Raw genomic sequence first — 16,006 nt, 5'->3', positions numbered from 1 at the left:
TGATGTCTCTATGGCACTGCCGGTCTTGTCGTTCCGGTTTAGGTTGTACAGGTCCTAATCGGCCTCAGCCGGTCTTATACTCCGCACCGCGTTGCTGCTTTGGTAATGCAAGGGACCGCCCGTGAATGGCGCGAACCCCGTTCCGAAAATCACGCCCGCGTCGGCCAGGTCGGCGTCGGCGACGATGCCCGCATCCACGCGCTGGCGCGTGGCGTCGATCAGCGGTTGTATCAGGCGCTGCGCCAATCCGGCGGGCGCGCCGGACTGGCTGGCGCCCTTGACCGGTTTGCCGTCGCGCCAGGCGTAGAAGCCGCGGCCGCTTTTCTTGCCCAGGTCGCCGCGCGCCAGGCGCTCGGCCAGGCAGCGCGGCGGCTCGGCGCCGCCAGCAAGTTCCGCGCCCGCCGCACGGGCAATATCCAACCCCACGGTATCGGCCAGCTCCAGCGGCCCCATCGGCATGCCGAATGCGACCATGGCCGCGTCCACGGCTTCGGGCGCCAGGCCCTCGTCCACGCTGCGCATGGCCTGCAGCATGTAGGGCGCCAGCACGGCGTTGACCAGGAAGCCCGGCGCGCTCTTGACCGGCAGCGCCAGCTTGTCGATCTGACCGACGAAGGCGCAGGCGCGGGCTTGCGCCTCGTCCGAGTCGCCGTCGGCGTGCACGACCTCTACCAGCGGCATCTTGGCCACGGGATTGAAGAAGTGGATGCCAACCAGCCGTTGGGGCTGCGCCAGATCCGCGCGCAAGGTCTCCAGCGACAGGCTGGAGGTGTTGGTGGCGAGCAGCGCATCGGCCTTCATGCGCGGCTCCAGGGCGCGGTAGAGCGCGCGCTTGGCTTCGGGCTGTTCGCTGATGGCTTCGATGACGATGTCGGCCAGCGGCACGCCGCCGCCTGCGGGATCCGGCACCAGGCGGTCGAACGCCGCGCGCGCGAGTCGCGGATCCTTCAGTCGGCGCGAGAACAGCTGGGCGGCGCGCTTGATGGCGGGCGCGATGCGCGCCATGTCCTGGTCCTGCAAGGTGACCGTCATGCCCTTGAGCGCGCACCAGGCCGCGATGTCGCCGCCCATCACGCCGGCGCCGACCACGTGCACGTGGCGCGCGGGCGCAATGCCGGCCTGCTTGCCGTTGGCCTTCAGCCGTTCCTGCAGGCGGAACACCCGCAGCAGGTTGCGGGCGGTGTCGGAGGAAATGATGCGCTCGATCAGCGCAGGCGCCTGCAAGGCGTTGCCGCCATGCTTTTCCCAGATCTCGACGATGGCGGGCGCGGCCGGATAGTGGCCCAGGGGATCCTTGGCCGCGATCTGCTTGCGGGCGCGGTTGGCGACGATGGCCTTGAGCGGCCAGCGGTTGGCCCAGGCGCCGAGGCCGCGCGCGCGGCGTGGCGCCTTGCGCGACAGCACGGTCTGGCGCGCGGCGGCCAGCAGCAGGCGGGGCGGCACGCGCGCGTCCGCCAGGCCCAGCGCCGCAGCGCGGCGCGCGTCGGCGCCTCGGCCGGTCAGCATCATGTCCAGCGCGGCCGGTGCGCCGATCAGCCGCGGCAGGCGCAGCATGCCGCCCCAGCCGGGAAAGATGCCGAGCATGACTTCGGGCAAGGCGAGCGACGTGCCCGGCTGGTCCGCCACCAGGCGGTAGCGGCAGGCCAGCGCGAGTTCGAGCCCGCCGCCCAGGCAGTGGCCCTGGATCAGGGCCAGCGTGGGATAGCGCACCGCGGCCAGTCGGTTGAACAGGTCCCATCCGCGCGCCACCAGCGCGCGTGCCTGCTCGGGCGTGTCCAGGCTGGCGAATTCATTGACGTCAGCGCCCACGACAAAGCCCGTGGATTTGCCAGACCGGATCACCAGGCCCGCGGGCGGGGCCGCGTCCAGCGCGTCCAGCACCACCGCAAGTTCGCTCATGGTGTCGGCGGACAAGGCATTGACCGCGCTGCCGGCGCGGTCGAAGGTCAGCCACGCCAGGCCGTCGGCATCGCGCTCCAGGCGCCAGTGCGCAAGCGTGTCGATAGTCGTCATGAGCGGTCCTCGTCCAGGGTTTCGACCAGCATCGCGCCGCCTTGGCCGCCGCCGATGCAGATGGCCGCCATGCCGCGCCTGGCGCCGCGGCGCTTGAGGGCCGCCAGCAGGTGCAGCACGATGCGGGCGCCGGAAGCGCCCACGGGATGCCCGATGGCGATCGCGCCGCCATCGACGTTGAGCCGGGCCGGGTCGAGGTCGCCCCAGGCCGGCGTGCCGAAGTGTTCCTGGCAATAGGCATCGTCGCGCCAGGCCGCCAGGCAGCCTAACACCTGGGCGGCGAAGGCCTCGTTGATTTCCCACAAGTCCAGGTCATTGAGGCCCAGCCCGTGGCGCTGCAGGATGGGCGTGGCCGCATGCACCGGCCCCAGGCCCATCTGCGCGGGATCGAGGCCGGCCCATTGGCTGTCGAGGATGCGGCCCAGCGGCCGCAGGTTCCATTTGCGCACCGCTTCCTCTGAAGCGAGGACCAGCATGGCGGCGCCGTCGGTGACTTGCGAGCTGTTGCCCGCGGTGATGTTGCCCCAGGGCTTGTCGAAGACGGGTTTGAGCTTGGCGAGCTTCTCGGGAGTGGAGTCGTCGCGCACGCCGTCGTCATCGGGATACAGCTTGCCCTGCGTGTCGATCAGCGGCGAGATCTCGCCAAGGGCGCCGGCCGCGCGGGCCGCCCGCGCGCGAGCATGGCTCTGCGCCGCGTAGGCGTCCATCGCGGCGCGGTCGATGCCGAAGCGGGTCGCGACGTTCTCGGCAGTCTGCCCCATGGACAGGCCGACCACCGGGTCGGTCAGACCCTTGAGCAGACCGATGACGGGCGCAAGATTGCGCAGACGGAAACGGCCCAGCGCCGCGAGCTTGGCGCCCGCGCCGCGCGCGGCATACCAGCTGGCCAGCCAACGTACCATCTCGTCCGAATACAGCACCGGCGCGCGCGACAGCGCATCCGTGCCGCCGGCCAGCACCAGCTCCGAACGGCCGGACTGGATGTTGGCCACCGCCGAATCCAGCGCTTGCATGCCCGAGGCGCAATTACGCATGACGGTCCAGCCTGGCACCTTGTTGCCGCAGCCCAGGCGCAGCGCGATCACGCGGCCGATGTTCACTTCGTCGGGCGAAGGCGCGGCGCAACCCACGATGACCTCGTCCAGGTCGGTGGGCGCATAGGGCTGGCGCAGCAGCAGGGCGCGTCCCGCCTGCACGGCGAGATCGCCGGCGGAGAAGGGGCCCGGGCCGGTGCGCGCCTTCAGGAAAGGCGTGCGGGCGCCGTCGACGACGTAAACCGGTTTGAATGCCATCCGATTCCTCCTGTTCAGGCGGCCCTGCGTTCGGCGGCGGGGCTGCCCTGGTCCGCGGCGCGCAAATCAAAGGGGAAATCATCCACTTTCACCACCGTGTCGCGCAAGCGGTTGCGGCGTTTCACCACTGCATATTCTTCGGCGGTGATGCCGCCGATGGCGAAGGCGGCATCGGCGATATCGCGCACGTTGGCCTGTGGATTGCCGTCAAGCGCGCCGCGCTTTTCGAGTTCGCGGATCTTGGCTTCGATGGGCTCGGCATCCAGTGTGGCGGCCAGCGCCAGCTCGATCGCGCCCACCGGCTCGGCCTCGGTCGCGGGCAGGTGGCAGCCGGCGGTCAGGCGGTCGCGCGTCGCGCTGGGATTGATCAGCAATCGCGCCACGTCCTGGCCCAACTGGTCCGAGGGCAGGGCTTGCGTGCGGCCCCAGGGGAAGACCAGGCGGCGCAGGCTCCAGGCCACGAAACGGTTGGGGTAGTTGTCCAGCACGCCTTCGACGGCTTCCTGCAGCTTGTACAGCGCGTCCTGGATGGACCAGTGCGCCAGCGGCGCGTCGGCCGCCTGGCGGCCTTCGTCTTCGAAGCGCTTGAGCGTGGCGCTGATCAGGTACATCTGCGACAGCACATCGCCCAGGCGCGCCGACAGGCGCTCGCGGCGCTTGAGGCTGCCGCCCAGCACCAGCATCGAGGTGTCCGCCAGCAGCGCGAAGGCGGCACTGTAGCGGCTGAGCAGCTGGTAGTAGCGCTTCATCTCGGGAGCGACATCGGCGTTGACGCCGACCCAGCGCGCGCCCGTGAGCGCCGTGCCCAGCGCGCGCAGCTTGTTCTTCGCGACGAAGCCCACGTGGCCCCAGAAGGCGCGGTCGAAATCGTCCAGGCCCTGCTTGCGGTCGGACGATTGCGCGGCCTGCATTTCAGCCAGCACGTAGGGATGGCAGCGGATCGCGCCCTGGCCGAAGATGATCAGGCTGCGCGTGAGGATGTTGGCCCCTTCCACCGTGATGCCGATCGGAATCTGCTGGTAGGCGCGGCCCAGGAAGTTGGACGGGCCCAGGCAGATGCCCTTGCCGCCGATGACGTCCATGCCGTCGTTGACGACCTGGCGCGCGCGTTCGGTCACGTGGTACTTGACGATGGCGGACACCACCGATGGCTTTTCGCCCAGGTCCACCGCGCCTGCCGTCATGCTGCGCGCGGCGTCCATCATGTAGGTGTTGCCGCCGATGCGCGCCAGCGCTTCCTCCACGCCTTCGAACTTGCCGACGGGCGTGCGGAACTGGCTGCGCACGCGCGCATAGCCGCCCACCGCCCGGGTCGTCAGCTTGGACATGCCGGTGTTGGAGGAGGGCAGCGAGATCGAGCGTCCCGCCGCCAGGCATTCCATCAGCATGCGCCAGCCCTGGCCGGCCATGGCAGGACCACCGATGATGAAATCCAGCGGCATGAAGACGTCCGCGCCGCGCGTGGGGCCGTTCATGAACATGGCGTTCAGCGGGAAATGGCGGCGGCCGGTGTCCACGCCCGGATGGTCGTGCGGCACCAGCGCGCAAGTGATGCCGAGGTCTTTCGCGCCGCCCAGCAGGCCGTCGGGATCGTACAGGCGGAACGCCAGGCCCAACAGGGTGCACACAGGCGCCAGCGTGATGTAGCGCTTGTCCCAGGTGACCCTCATGCCTATCACTTCGCGGCCCTGCCATTCGCCCTTGCAGACGATGCCGCTGTCGGGGATGGCGGCGGCGTCGGAGCCGGCCCAGGGGCTGGTCAACGCGAAGGCGGGCACTTCCTCGCCGCGCGCCAGGCGCGGCAGGTAGTGGTTCTTCTGGTCGTCGGTGCCGTAGTGCAGCAGCAGTTCGGCGGGGCCGAGCGAGTTGGGCACCATGACTGAAACCGCCAGCGCCGACGAGCGCGTGGACAGCTTGGTCACGATTTCGGAATGGGCATAGGCCGAGAACCCCAGGCCGCTGTATTCCTTGGGAATGATCATGCCCAGGAAGCCCTGGGTCTTCAGGTAGCTCCAGACCTCGGCCGGCAGGTCGTGGCTTTCCTGCGTGACATGCCAGTCGTTGACCATGCGGCAGGCCTCTTCGGCCTGGACGTCGAGGAAACGCTGCTCGTCATGGTTCAGGCGCGGGCGGGGATAGGCCAGCAGGCGGCTCCAGTCGGGCCGGCCGCGGAATAGTTCGCCTTCCCACCACACCGTACCGGCCTCCAGCGCATCGCGCTCGGTGTCCGACATCTGCGGCAGCACCTTGCGGTACAGGTTGAAGATCGGCGCCGACAAAAGGGCGCGGCGGATCGGACGTACGCCCAGCAAGACCGCCGCCAGGAGCGCGACGATGACCAGAGCGTAGATGACTGCGTTCATTTTCTTGTCTCCGTGGAGGTTCTGTTCCGTCTGCGGGCGTTTGGCGTTCAGGGCACGTGCGGCAGGGGCGAGCGCAGGCCGCCGAGCAGAAAGCTCATCAGGCGCGGCAGCAGCAGGTTGGGGTTATCCGGTTGTTCGGCGTCGTCGATGGTCCAGCCCGTGACCGAGCGCAACAGGTCGGTGCCGATGATGGCGTACGAGGTGGCGCCCAGCATGAACTGGAAGCGCCACATGATTTCCGCGCGGGGCACGTCGGGCAGGGCTGCGAACAGCGCGTTGCGGTAGCGCTCCAGCACATCCGCGTACTCCTCCGCGAACAGCGCGCGGATGAAGTCGGAGGGATCCGTCATGGTGCGTTCGAGCAGCGGCAGGAAGGTGCTGCCGGCCTGCGCGGGATCGGCCGCCAGGCGCAGCAGCGTGCCGAAAAAGGCGTCCACGATCTGCGACGGCTTCAGGGGCCTGCCTTCGGCTTGCGCCTCCAGCTCATCCAAAAGTCGCAAGCGCTCGCGGTTCAGCACTTCAAGGCGACGTTTGAGCACCGCCTGCACGAGTGACTCCTTGGAGCCGAAGTGATAGTTCACCGACGCCAGATTGACGCCGGCGGCCGCGGTGATCTGGCGCATCGAGGTGCCATCGTGTCCTTGTTGGGCAAACAAGGCCTCGGCGGTGTCCAGGATGGATTCACGGGTGAGGGACGGTCTGATTTCTTGCATAAGGTTGAATTCAAACGTTCGTTTAAAAACAATTATGCGTGAGAGATGGCTGAGACGCGAGCCTCGGCTATCCCCAATAGGGTTTACCACTAGCGGGCCGCAAGTCCCGCGTTCAGGACCGGCCGGATTCTCGCCAATCTCCACCAGAGGGATGACGAAACTCATGCGGAGGGAGTAACGATTTCCTAGTGTTTGCGCATGACCTTGAGCCTTTCGTCCTCGGACTGCCGACCTAGGATGAATGTGGTCTGGAAGGGAGGCGCAAAACCCCGCAGTATCAGCGCGAGGAGTTGAATCTGTCGCGCCCCTGAATACGCAATGACAGGCCCTAGTCCGTTCGCCGTAACGGACGGAAGGCCGACAAGCCCTGGCACAGGAGCAGGAGAAATGAAAACCTACAGAGTGGGACTGCTGGTCGACGGGTACGAGCAACCCGGCTGGATGCATGAGATGGTGGATTGGCTCACGCATAGCCAGGATTTTGAAGTCGCTGCTTTGCTGGTGATGAGTGAGGAGGGCGGCGAGAAAGCGCCCCGGTTGGGTGCGCGCGCGTTGTTTGGCGCCTTGTCGCGCCTGGAAGCGCGGCTGCTGCCGGCAAAGCAGCGGCAGGCGCTTGCGTGCCGCGACATGCGGGAAAGCGTGTCATCGGATACGGCTGCCGTCCTGTCGTTGACGCCTGGCATGCCCGCGGCCGAGGTGCAAAGCCAGGTTGCGGCGCTGGGCCTGGACCTGGTCATCACGCTGGGCGCATCGCCGGCCACCCGAGAACAAATGGCGGGCTGGGCGCGGCTGGGCGTATGGCAGCTGAGTTATTCGGATATTGCGGTGGCGACCAGCCGCTATGCCGGCTTCTGGGAGGTCTATCAGCGTGAAGATCACACCACGGTGAAGCTCTGGCGCGTGGGGCCGCGGGAGGACCAGGACGAATTGCTGGACCAGCGCAGTTTCAACACCGAAGTGTTCTGGTTGAAGAATCAGGCGCGCGCGTTCAGCCTGGGCAATTTCATGGTGTACGACGCGCTGCAGGCGCTGGCCCGCGTCAAGCAAGGCGTTGCGCCGCCGGGCATGCAGATCATGAGCGGCTTGCGGCGCGAGGATCCGGTGGAGTGGGATAGCGCCGCATATATTGCGCGTCAGGCCTGGTTAATGTCGGATTTGATTGTGCGGCGCGTCATGAAACGCAATGTGCGCTGGCGGATAGGCATGTTTCCTTCTGCCCGGCAGCAGGCGGTGGTATCCGAGGCCATGGTATTGCAGCCGCCCAAGGGCAGATTCTTCGCGGATCCGTTTGTATATACCCAGGATAAAAAGCCGTATATATTTTTCGAGGATTACGATTTTACCTCGCGCAAGGGCACGATCTCGGTTGCGACCTACTCCGACGGGGCTTTCCGCCTGCTGGGCACGGCCCTGAACCTGCCCTACCATCTGTCATTCCCATATATATTCGAGCACGAAGGCGTCACCTACATGGTGCCGGAGACCTGCGGCAATCGCAGTATAGAGCTCTGGAAATGCACCGATTTTCCGCTCAAATGGGAGCTTGATGTAAATTTGATGACTAATATATCCGCCGTCGATACCATTATTTTCAAACACGGCGAATATTGGTGGTTATTAACCAATATCGATCGGACCGACGGCCAAAGCCATTGCGACGAATTATTCGCTTTCTTTTCGGATTCGCCGCGCTCGACCGAGTGGACGCCGCATGCCTGCAACCCCATCGTGCGCAACCCGATGCGGGCCCGCAACGCCGGAATCGTTGTGTCGCCTGGCGGAGAGGTGATCCGCTGCGCCCAGTACCAGGGCTTCTGCCACTACGGCAAGGGCGTGTCGTTGAACCGGATAGAGGAACTAACGCCGTCCACCTATGTGGAAACGGACGGCGAAATCCACTACGCGAGCTTCCTGAGAAAACGTCATGCTTCGATGCACCATTGGCACCATCAGGGCGGGCATACGGTATTTGACTTCGCCTATATGGAGTAAATCGTGCCGGAAACGCAAAAATAAAAATGTTACCTATATTTCGATTACGAGAAAGACGCACGGGCTTGATGTGTCCGCGGAAACATATAGACAGTTATTGTCCTGATTCCGGAACTTCCAGGCCGCGCCCGGCGGATGCCGCGGCGCGGCTTTTTTACGCCTGTAACAGCGGCCTGCCTTAGCCTGCGACCCGCGCCGGACCTGCATCTTCCATAGGGAAAGCGCAAGCTCCTCATGGGGAATTCCTGGTGAAAACCCTAGCGCCGGAATGGATGAGATGCGCGTCTCGTCCAGATTTACGATGATGATTAAGGCTAACGAATGATTTCTGTTTTTGTCGGATTATATCGAGCCGAAACGTCTTGATTTTGACAATTTCGAACCATAAGATGGGTCCATGCCATCCGTTATGTTGGCTACCAAAGTCTCCCAGCCCAAATGCTCCGGTTCAGCTTCATTAGATATTCCGGAATATTGCGGACTCGCATCGCAGGGTTGGAAAAAAAATAGTCTTCAGCACAGCGAAGATCCCTTCTAGGCCCGTCGAAAAACCGGGAGGACACCATGGCCAAGATGGTCCTGATTGAAGCCCATCCGCTCCTGCGGTTGGGGTTGTGGCAGATTCTGAGCAAGTTGGATGATGTGTGGGAAATCGAGGGGATGGGTTTGGCTGACATCTCCAAGGCGGACGGCGTGCACGCGGGCGCCGACCTGTTGATCTATGGATTGCCGGTGGATACCGACGAAGCGTGGAGCGCGCTGCATGAAATCCAGCGCGTGCTCACGCCCAAGCGGATCCTGCTGCTGACGGACGTCATGCCCCTGCCCATGCCGGTACAAGGGTTGCCCGGGGCAAGCGTCTACGGTTGCCTCATGAAGACGGCATCGGTGGAAATCCTTGAAGCGGCCATCCGCCTGGTCATGGCGGGAGGGCAGTGCTTCCCCAGCGAACAGGCATTGCAGGCTCCCGCGCAAACGGTCTGCGCCTTGCCGGCCAGGGATGCCGACGATGCCGCTGCCAGCAAGGGTTCCATGCCCGTCAGCGCCGGCGCGCAGCTGCTGCAGATCACGCCGCGGCAATACGAAGTCCTGGTGTTGCTGGCGCGCGGCTATCCGATCAAGACGGTCAGCAGGATGTTGAACATTTCGGTGGCCACGGCCAAAACGCATGCGTGCACGCTTTACCAGCGCTTGCATGTGAAGAACAAGGGCGAAGCCGTATACGCGGCGCTGCAGCGTGGCGCGACCTTGGAATGGCATGAACCGAACGGCAGGGATGTGGATGCCGGGCAGCTTTATGGGCGCAAGCTCGGGTAGCCGGGATTGGTTTGCGCGGCCTGCCCGGCAGCCTGGAACGAAGGCGTTCCGTTGCTGCCGGGAGCGCGCATAGCCATCATGGCTAATTCATACACAGCAGTATCCGCGGTCGCAGTGCTGCTGCATTCCTCCACCAATCATCCTCCTGAACGAGATTCAGCGAACGTAGCCGCTGATAGCATGGGTTGTGTCCGCAAGACTGGATCGAGAAGGCGTACAACTCCGCCTCGCCATCGCGATTCCGTGCCGCGGACGAGATTCCCGTGAGGTCGGTGACGCCAGCAGCCTGCCGTTGCAGCAATGATGCGCCAGCGTCATGGGAACCGTGTATGGGCCATGCGTCACAAGGTTCCCCCCGGGATGACAACCGTACTGATCGAAGACTACGCTCTGCTCCGTGTCGCGATCCAGCATGTGCTGGAGCGTGCGCGGAACACCGACGACATTCTGGCCATCTCGCCAGCCCAATTGCTCACCATGTCCAGTTCGATCAACCGCCCGGTGGAGTTGCTGGTGATGGGTTGCAGCGGCCTGGCCGAGCAGGACGTCGGACTCCTGTCCCAATCGATGGCGTTCTTCATGCCGCGGCTGGTGCTGGTGCTTTATTCGGTGCTGGACCCGGGCGTCATGGCGGCGTGTGCGCGGGCAGGCGTCGCGGGCTACATGCCCAAGGCCTCCAGCCCCGATGCGCTGGCGGCGGCGGTCAGCCTCGTCATGGCGGGCGGCGAATGCTATCCGCAGCCCGCGGCCCGACCTCAGGGCGCCTCGCATCCGCCAACCCAGGAGCTGAGGGAGCTGACCCAACGGCAGGAAGAGATCCTGCAATTGCTGGTGCAGGGCAAGACCATGCGGGAGATCGGCCAGCAGGTCGGCATCTCGGTGGCCACCGTGAAGAGCCACGCGCGCACGCTGTACTGGAAGCTGAACGCGCGTAACCAGGCCGAGGCAGCCTACATCGCGGTGCAGATGGGACTGGTCAGAAGCGGCAACGGCGCAGCGCCGGCCAAGCACGACCCAGACGCGTAGGATGGGTCAAGCGCGAGAGACTTGATGCAAGCGCATCGGTCTCGAGTGCGCGTAACCCGTCGCCAACCGCCAAGAGAAAATTGAACTCATCGCAACGTTGACGGCCTGCGCGCAGCAGATTCGGCAGGCTTGTGCGGCCGTGCGGACGTTCAAACGCCCGCGCCGCGGGCCGCATGCTTGCCCTTGGCCGCTATCAGCGCTTCGAATTCCTGTTCCGCGGCAGCCAGCACGCTGTCCACGTGCAGATGCGTCTGCGCATACTGGCGCGCCGCGGCGCCCAGGGTTTCGCGGATCTGCGCGTTGTAGCTGAGCTTGCGCACCGCCTCGGCCATGGCCGCTCCGTCTTCCGGCGGCGTCAGCAGGCCGCAGCGCGCGACCACGCCGGCCAGCTCGGTGCCGGGCGAGGCGCCGCACACCACGGGCCGGCCGCTGGCCAGCATGCCAGTGAGCTTGGACGGCATCACCAGGTCGGCGGCGCCGGCGCGTTGGGGCAGCAGATGGATGTCGGCGGTATTGAGCAATTCGCCCAGGCGTTCGGCAGGCTGCAGGTCCAGGAAGACGACACGGGCCAGGCCCTCGCATTGCTGCTGCAGCGGCGCGCGTTCAGGACCTTGGCCGCAGAAGACGAACCACAGGCGCGTCTCGCGGCTGAGCCTGCGGGCCACGTCGGCTAGGGTCTGCAGGCCCTGCTTGCCGCCCATGTTGCCTGAATAAAGCGCAACGATCGCGTCGTGCGGAATGCCCAGTTCGGCGCGGTAGTTGCCGCCGCCGGCGCGCGGCGCAATCGCATCGACATCGATCCAGTTGGGCAGCAGCACCGCGCGGCCCGGGTCCACGCCCTTGGCCCGCGCCAGGTCCAGCATGCGGCTGGATATGGTCGACACGCGGTCGAAGCGGCGCATCAGCCAGCGTTCGGCCCTGAGCACCATGGCGCGCAGGCCGGCGCCCTTGAGCAGCCCCAGCTCGAACGCGGCGTCCACTTCATAGTCCTGGATGTGCAGCCAGGCGCGGGCGCCGCAAAGCCGCGCCGCCAGCCAGGCGGCGGGCGCGCAGAAGAGCGCGGGCTCCACCACCAGGATGATGTCCGGCCGCCCGGCGGCCGCGCGCAACAGCGAGGGCAGGCTGGACAGGGCGAAGCTGGCCAGGTGGATCAGGCGCTTGAGGCCGCCCGGCCGTCCGGGAACCCAGAGCGGCGCGCGGCGTACGGTGACGCCGCGCAGGGTTTCCTTGCGGTAACGGCTGGCGCGATAGCCTTCGTGCACCTGCCACTGCGGATAGTAGGGCGGGGCCGTCACCACGCTGACTTCGTGGCCGCGCGCGGCCAGCCATTCGGCCAGTTCGGCGCTGTATTTGCCGATGCCGGTGAGTTCGGGCGCGTAGTTGATGCCGTAGATGAGGATCTTCATGCCGGGCCAGCCTGGCGCGGGCGGATCGGACGGCATGGGTTGCCGTGGCACACCATGGCGGGCGGCATGTTGCGGAACACCGAGCTGCGTGCGCCGATCACGGCTTCACGCCCGACGGTCACGCCGGGGCCGATGAACACGTCGGTCGCCACCCACGCGCCGTCCTCGATGCGCACGGCGCGTTCGCGCAAGGGAAAGTCGGGTTGCGCCGCATCGTGGTCTGCAGCGCAGAGGTAGCTGCGCTGCGACACCACGGCGTGGGCGCCGATGTGGATGGGACCCAGGCTGTAGATGACCGCGTCGTCCCCAATCCAGGCGTAGTCGCCGATTTCGACCTTCCATGGATAGGTCAAGGTGGCGGTGGGCCGGATCAGCACCTTGCGGCCGACCCGTGCGCCAAAGCACCGCAGCAGCCAGCGGCGAAAGCCATAGGCAACTTGCGGCGACCAGCGGAACAGCGTCGCCTGCACCGTCCACCAGAGCTGCACCGTCAGGGCGGAGCGGCCGCGCTGGCCGGGCGCCAGCGCAAAACGGTCGAGCTGTTGCAGGGCGCTCATTTGGCGGCTCCCGCCACGGCGTCGTCACGCGCCGCGGCGGCGCTGGCCTGCCGCGCCTTCTGGATCTCTTCGGTCTTGATGCGGATCTGCCAGTAGTACATGGCGCGCGCCACCGCGTAGTCGTAGCCCGCCTTGCCGTCCAGGAAGCCCAGGCGGAACACGTAGGAATGCAGGAACGAGATGGGCGCCTTGAACGGCATGGCCTGGAAGATGCGCTTGAGCAGGGCGCGCGCGCCCACGTTGGCCTCGCGCGGATCGTTCATCAGGCCCTTGGTGCGCAGGTTCGCTTCCCAATCGGAATAGCGGTTGTGCTTGTCGAAGTAGTGGAACAGCGAATCATGGTCGTTGTGCACCATGCGCTGGCGCAGGGCGAAGGTTTCGCCTTCGACCTGCGGCTGGTAATGGCCTTCGACCTCCCACATATGCGCCACGTCGAGATCGTCGTAGTCCAGGAAGCGCGAGCGGTCGCGCGCCAACAGGGCCAGCTTGTACACGCGGTGGCCGTGTTCCAGCTTCTTGCCGCAGAAGACGTAATCGAACGGCACGAAGGCGCCGCCCGCGCCCGCCGCGAAGCGCGGCAGGGCTTCGCGTATTTCCGCGGCCAGGCCGGGCGTCATCTCTTCGTCCGCGTCCACGTACAGCACCACGGGGTGCGAAAACGGCAGCTGTTCCAGGCACCACTGCTTCTTCTTGGGATACTTGCCGTTCCACTGGAAGTTCGAGACCTTGGCGCCCAGCGCCGTCGCCATCGCGCAGGTCGCGTCGGTGCTGTTGGAGTCCACCACGAATACTTCGTCGAATTCGACCAGCGCCTTCAGGCACTTGTTGATGTTGCGTTCCTCGTTCTTCGTCATGACGACGACCGATACCGGTATCTTCTGCATGATGCTGTCCTGTTCAGGGCGTGCCGCGCTGCATCAGCGGGCGGAAGAGGGCGATGACGTTGCGGCAGTGCCGTTCCAGGGAAAAGGCGTCGGCGCGTTCCGGGCCTTGCTCGGCAAACCGTTCACGCATCTCCGCGTCATAGGCCAGGCGGCGCACCGCCTCGGCCAGGGCCGCGGCGTCGCCCACCGGAACCAGCAGGCCGTAGCGGCCGGAATCCAGGATTTCAGCCGGGCCATGGGGACAGTCGGTGGAAATGACCGGCACGCCCAGGCACAGCGCTTCCACCAGCACATTGCCGAAGCTCTCGCGCAGGGAGGTCAGGGCGAATGCGCCGGCGCCCGCAATCACCGGGAACGGGTTGTCGATATGGCCCGCCAGGGTGACCGGGCTGCGCGAGCCGCGCTCATCGATGCGTTTTTGCAGGGCGGCATGCTCGGATCCTTCGCCCAGGATGGTGAAGCGGATGCCGGGGTCATCCAGCAATGCGGCCGCGTCGATCAGCGTCGCGTAATCCTTCACTGCTTCGAGCCGGCCCACGGCCACCACATGGTAGGGGGCGGGCTGCGCGGGGTCGTCGCCGCCGCGGCCGCCCTGCGCGCGCACATTTTCCAGCGGCACGCCGTTGTAGATGGTGTGGACCTTGCCGCGCAGCGGCGGAAACATGCTGACCAGGTCTTCCTTGACGCCGCGCGACACGCCCACCACCGCATCGTGGCGCCGGTAGGTCTGGCTGACCAGCCAGCATTTCAGGCGCCGCATGCGCGAGGCTCCGTAGTGGATGGCCGGGCTGCTGTGTTCGAAGGCGACGGTGGCGAACTTGCCGCGCAGCAGCTTCTTGGCCGCCACGACCAGCATGTTGCACAAGAGGCCGTGCGAGCAGACGATGGCGGGCTTGTCGCGCCGGATCTGCATGAGCAGCTTGAAAAAGGCCACGGGCAGCATCAGCCGCAGCGCGGTCGGGGATTCGTTGACAGGGAGCGCCCGGGTCACCTTCGGATTGGATACGGGATACTCGCGGATGCGCGAACGCAGCAGGAACAAGGCGGAATCCACCCCTTGTTCCGGCAAGGCATCCACGATGAAGGCGACACATCTTCCTACGCCGCCGTGCAGGTCTGGCGCGACAAACAAGACATCAGGCATGTGGGATCACTCTAGTTGGCGTCCGGCGCGCAACGTCCGGGCGGTGGCTGGGGGCGGATGTCGTTCTTTGTTCTGGCACGGGCATGATCTGGGCATTGCGCATGAGCGACAGGCAATAGCACAGCAGGAACCCGGTGAAGGCGGTCTTGGGCGCATAGGCCAGGCCGCCGGAAAGCGAGTCGATGAAGATATAGATAGGCGCGGTGGCAAGCAGGTATCGCCGGTGCAGCTCCAGGCCCGGATGCGCATATCGTCGCAACAGCGTGAGCAGCAGAATGAGCACGGGCGGAAGCATGATCATGATGGTGCCGACCACCCCGAATTTCATCAGGTAGAAGGCCCAGGAGTTGTGGGCGAAGGTGCTCAGCTCGAAGCCGTTCTCGCCCATGACCCAGCTGCGAAAGCCCGCGCCCTTGCCGAACACCGGACTCTCCGCGAAGAAGTCCATTTGCCCCTGCATTTCCTGGACGCGCGCGCCGTAGCTGGAGTCCTCGTCCAGGCGCTCGACGCTGAAGATGCGATTGGTGAGCACGTCCAGGTAGCCGATCGCGGCGAAGACCAGCACCCCGGCGACTGCCGCCGGCGCAAAGACCAGCACGGCGCGGCGCCGGATCTCGGGACCCGCGCCCAACAGCACGGCGATGAAGACCGAGATCGCCAGCTGCAGGTATTGGCTGCGGTTCAGCGAGAACACCAGGGCCAGCAGCATATAGACCGTCAGCGCGTAAGCCTTGGGTCCGGAAACGTTGAGCGTGCGCCGGAAGTACAGCAGAGACACCACGCCGAACGGAATGGCCCATACGCCCAGCCGCACGTTGCGCAGCGGATTCGCCACGCTGAAGCCTTGCAGCTGTTCGGCCAACATCAGCGTGGCCACGGCCAGGCAGGCCGCCACGATGTACTTCTGCAGCACCGCGTAGGCGGCCGGGCTGTCGATGTCCTTGTAGCAAAGAAAGGGCGTGCACAGAAAATAGAACACGATGCGCAGGTCCCGCGCGACATCGCCGGTCTCGATGCCGGGATGATGCAGCGACACCAGAAGCAGATAGATCACCGACACGCACTGGATTCCCAGCAGCATGCCCAGCATGCCGCGGGGCAGCGCATAGGCCGCGGGATCCGCGAGCCGCAGCATCTTGACCACCAGCATGGCGACGAACAGGAAATCGAAGGGCGACAGCTTGAAGCTGCCGACGCCCAGGACGAAGTGATCGTCGTTCAGGGCCAGCGCCGTGAAGGCGAACATGCCCAGCAGATGCAGGGTCGATAAGCGGCGGTGCGTGGTCATTGTGGCTCTTC

12 protein-coding genes are annotated in these 16,006 nt (G+C 65.6%); 3 read left to right on the top strand and 9 right to left on the bottom strand.

Annotation, left to right across the window (positions count from 1 at the left end; all coding sequences use genetic code 11):
- Window positions 1–54: 54 nt before the first annotated feature.
- Genes DXK93_RS10705 through DXK93_RS10690 form a run of 4 tightly spaced genes read right to left on the bottom strand, consistent with a single transcriptional unit; the run spans window position 55 to window position 6,381 of the window.
- Window positions 55–2,013 carry a 3-hydroxyacyl-CoA dehydrogenase NAD-binding domain-containing protein gene (locus DXK93_RS10705; protein ID WP_054453101.1) on the bottom strand — a complete coding sequence of 653 codons (1,959 nt, stop codon included), beginning with the start codon at window positions 2,011–2,013 and terminating at the stop codon, window positions 55–57.
- A complete protein-coding gene (locus tag DXK93_RS10700; protein ID WP_119450033.1) occupies window positions 2,010–3,305 on the bottom strand; it encodes an acetyl-CoA C-acetyltransferase in 1,296 nt (431 codons plus the stop codon). The genes DXK93_RS10705 and DXK93_RS10700 overlap by 4 nt, the downstream gene beginning before the upstream one ends.
- Window positions 3,306–3,319: 14 nt before the next feature.
- Entirely contained in the window at window positions 3,320–5,668 is a 2,349-nt protein-coding gene (locus DXK93_RS10695) for an acyl-CoA dehydrogenase (protein ID WP_119450032.1), read from the bottom strand.
- 47 nt (window positions 5,669–5,715) lie between these two features.
- The gene (locus tag DXK93_RS10690) at window positions 5,716–6,381 is read right to left on the bottom strand and encodes a TetR/AcrR family transcriptional regulator (RefSeq protein ID WP_119450031.1); all 666 of its coding nucleotides are present in this window, start codon (window positions 6,379–6,381) and stop codon (window positions 5,716–5,718) included.
- Between the two features lie 387 nt (window positions 6,382–6,768).
- Between DXK93_RS10690 and DXK93_RS10685 the strand changes: the two genes are divergently transcribed.
- From DXK93_RS10685 to DXK93_RS10675, 3 genes are all read left to right on the top strand, one after another.
- Entirely contained in the window at window positions 6,769–8,373 is a 1,605-nt protein-coding gene (locus tag DXK93_RS10685; RefSeq protein WP_054453093.1) for a hypothetical protein, read from the top strand.
- Between the two features lie 564 nt (window positions 8,374–8,937).
- On the top strand, window positions 8,938–9,690 hold the full coding sequence (locus DXK93_RS10680) for a response regulator transcription factor (protein WP_054453091.1): 753 nt from the start codon (window positions 8,938–8,940) through the stop codon (window positions 9,688–9,690).
- Window positions 9,691–10,050: 360 nt separating this feature from the next.
- Window positions 10,051–10,716: a response regulator transcription factor gene (locus DXK93_RS10675; RefSeq protein ID WP_054453089.1), complete on the top strand. Its 666-nt coding sequence runs from the start codon at window positions 10,051–10,053 to the stop codon at window positions 10,714–10,716.
- A 149-nt stretch (window positions 10,717–10,865) separates the two neighbouring features.
- On the opposite strand, the gene DXK93_RS10670 is transcribed toward DXK93_RS10675, so the two are convergent.
- Genes DXK93_RS10670 through DXK93_RS10650 form a run of 5 tightly spaced genes read right to left on the bottom strand, consistent with a single transcriptional unit; the run spans window position 10,866 to window position 15,995 of the window.
- Window positions 10,866–12,122 carry a glycosyltransferase WbuB gene (locus DXK93_RS10670; RefSeq protein WP_054453686.1) on the bottom strand — a complete coding sequence of 419 codons (1,257 nt, stop codon included), beginning with the start codon at window positions 12,120–12,122 and terminating at the stop codon, window positions 10,866–10,868.
- A complete protein-coding gene (locus tag DXK93_RS10665) occupies window positions 12,119–12,679 on the bottom strand; it encodes a putative colanic acid biosynthesis acetyltransferase (protein WP_119450030.1) in 561 nt (186 codons plus the stop codon). Before DXK93_RS10665 ends, DXK93_RS10670 begins: the two co-directional genes overlap by 4 nt.
- Window positions 12,676–13,563, bottom strand: coding sequence for a glycosyltransferase family 2 protein (locus tag DXK93_RS10660; RefSeq protein ID WP_054453084.1), 888 nt, complete (start codon window positions 13,561–13,563; stop codon window positions 12,676–12,678). Before DXK93_RS10660 ends, DXK93_RS10665 begins: the two co-directional genes overlap by 4 nt.
- Before the next feature lie 13 nt (window positions 13,564–13,576).
- Window positions 13,577–14,707 (bottom strand): glycosyltransferase, encoded by a 1,131-nt coding sequence (locus DXK93_RS10655; RefSeq protein ID WP_054453081.1) that lies wholly within the window; start codon window positions 14,705–14,707, stop codon window positions 13,577–13,579.
- Window positions 14,700–15,995 (bottom strand): O-antigen ligase family protein, encoded by a 1,296-nt coding sequence (locus DXK93_RS10650; RefSeq protein WP_054453079.1) that lies wholly within the window; start codon window positions 15,993–15,995, stop codon window positions 14,700–14,702. The genes DXK93_RS10655 and DXK93_RS10650 overlap by 8 nt, the downstream gene beginning before the upstream one ends.
- Between the last annotated feature and the right edge of the window lie 11 nt (window positions 15,996–16,006).

Origin of the sequence: Achromobacter sp. K91, assembly GCF_003576205.1 — a bacterium.
In the GTDB taxonomy this organism is placed as follows: Bacteria; Pseudomonadota; Gammaproteobacteria; order Burkholderiales; family Burkholderiaceae_B; genus Achromobacter; species Achromobacter aegrifaciens.
Note: the sequence above shows the minus strand (reverse complement) of the source record. Positions and strands in the feature narration are given on the sequence as shown.

Excerpts from the sequence above, each read along its gene's own strand:
- DXK93_RS10685 (WP_054453093.1), top strand. The coding sequence starts at position 6,769 with ATGAAAACCTACAGAGTGGGACTGCTGGTCGACGGGTACGAGCAACCC.
- DXK93_RS10680 (WP_054453091.1), top strand. The coding sequence starts at position 8,938 with ATGGCCAAGATGGTCCTGATTGAAGCCCATCCGCTCCTGCGGTTGGGG.
- DXK93_RS10670 (WP_054453686.1), bottom strand. The coding sequence starts at position 12,122 with ATGAAGATCCTCATCTACGGCATCAACTACGCGCCCGAACTCACCGGC.
- DXK93_RS10695 (WP_119450032.1), bottom strand. The coding sequence starts at position 5,668 with ATGAACGCAGTCATCTACGCTCTGGTCATCGTCGCGCTCCTGGCGGCG.
- DXK93_RS10675 (WP_054453089.1), top strand. The coding sequence starts at position 10,051 with ATGACAACCGTACTGATCGAAGACTACGCTCTGCTCCGTGTCGCGATC.
- DXK93_RS10660 (WP_054453084.1), bottom strand. The coding sequence starts at position 13,563 with ATGCAGAAGATACCGGTATCGGTCGTCGTCATGACGAAGAACGAGGAA.
- DXK93_RS10690 (WP_119450031.1), bottom strand. The coding sequence starts at position 6,381 with ATGCAAGAAATCAGACCGTCCCTCACCCGTGAATCCATCCTGGACACC.
- DXK93_RS10705 (WP_054453101.1), bottom strand. The coding sequence starts at position 2,013 with ATGACGACTATCGACACGCTTGCGCACTGGCGCCTGGAGCGCGATGCC.
- DXK93_RS10655 (WP_054453081.1), bottom strand. The coding sequence starts at position 14,707 with ATGCCTGATGTCTTGTTTGTCGCGCCAGACCTGCACGGCGGCGTAGGA.
- DXK93_RS10700 (WP_119450033.1), bottom strand. The coding sequence starts at position 3,305 with ATGGCATTCAAACCGGTTTACGTCGTCGACGGCGCCCGCACGCCTTTC.
- DXK93_RS10650 (WP_054453079.1), bottom strand. The coding sequence starts at position 15,995 with ATGACCACGCACCGCCGCTTATCGACCCTGCATCTGCTGGGCATGTTC.
- DXK93_RS10665 (WP_119450030.1), bottom strand. The coding sequence starts at position 12,679 with ATGAGCGCCCTGCAACAGCTCGACCGTTTTGCGCTGGCGCCCGGCCAG.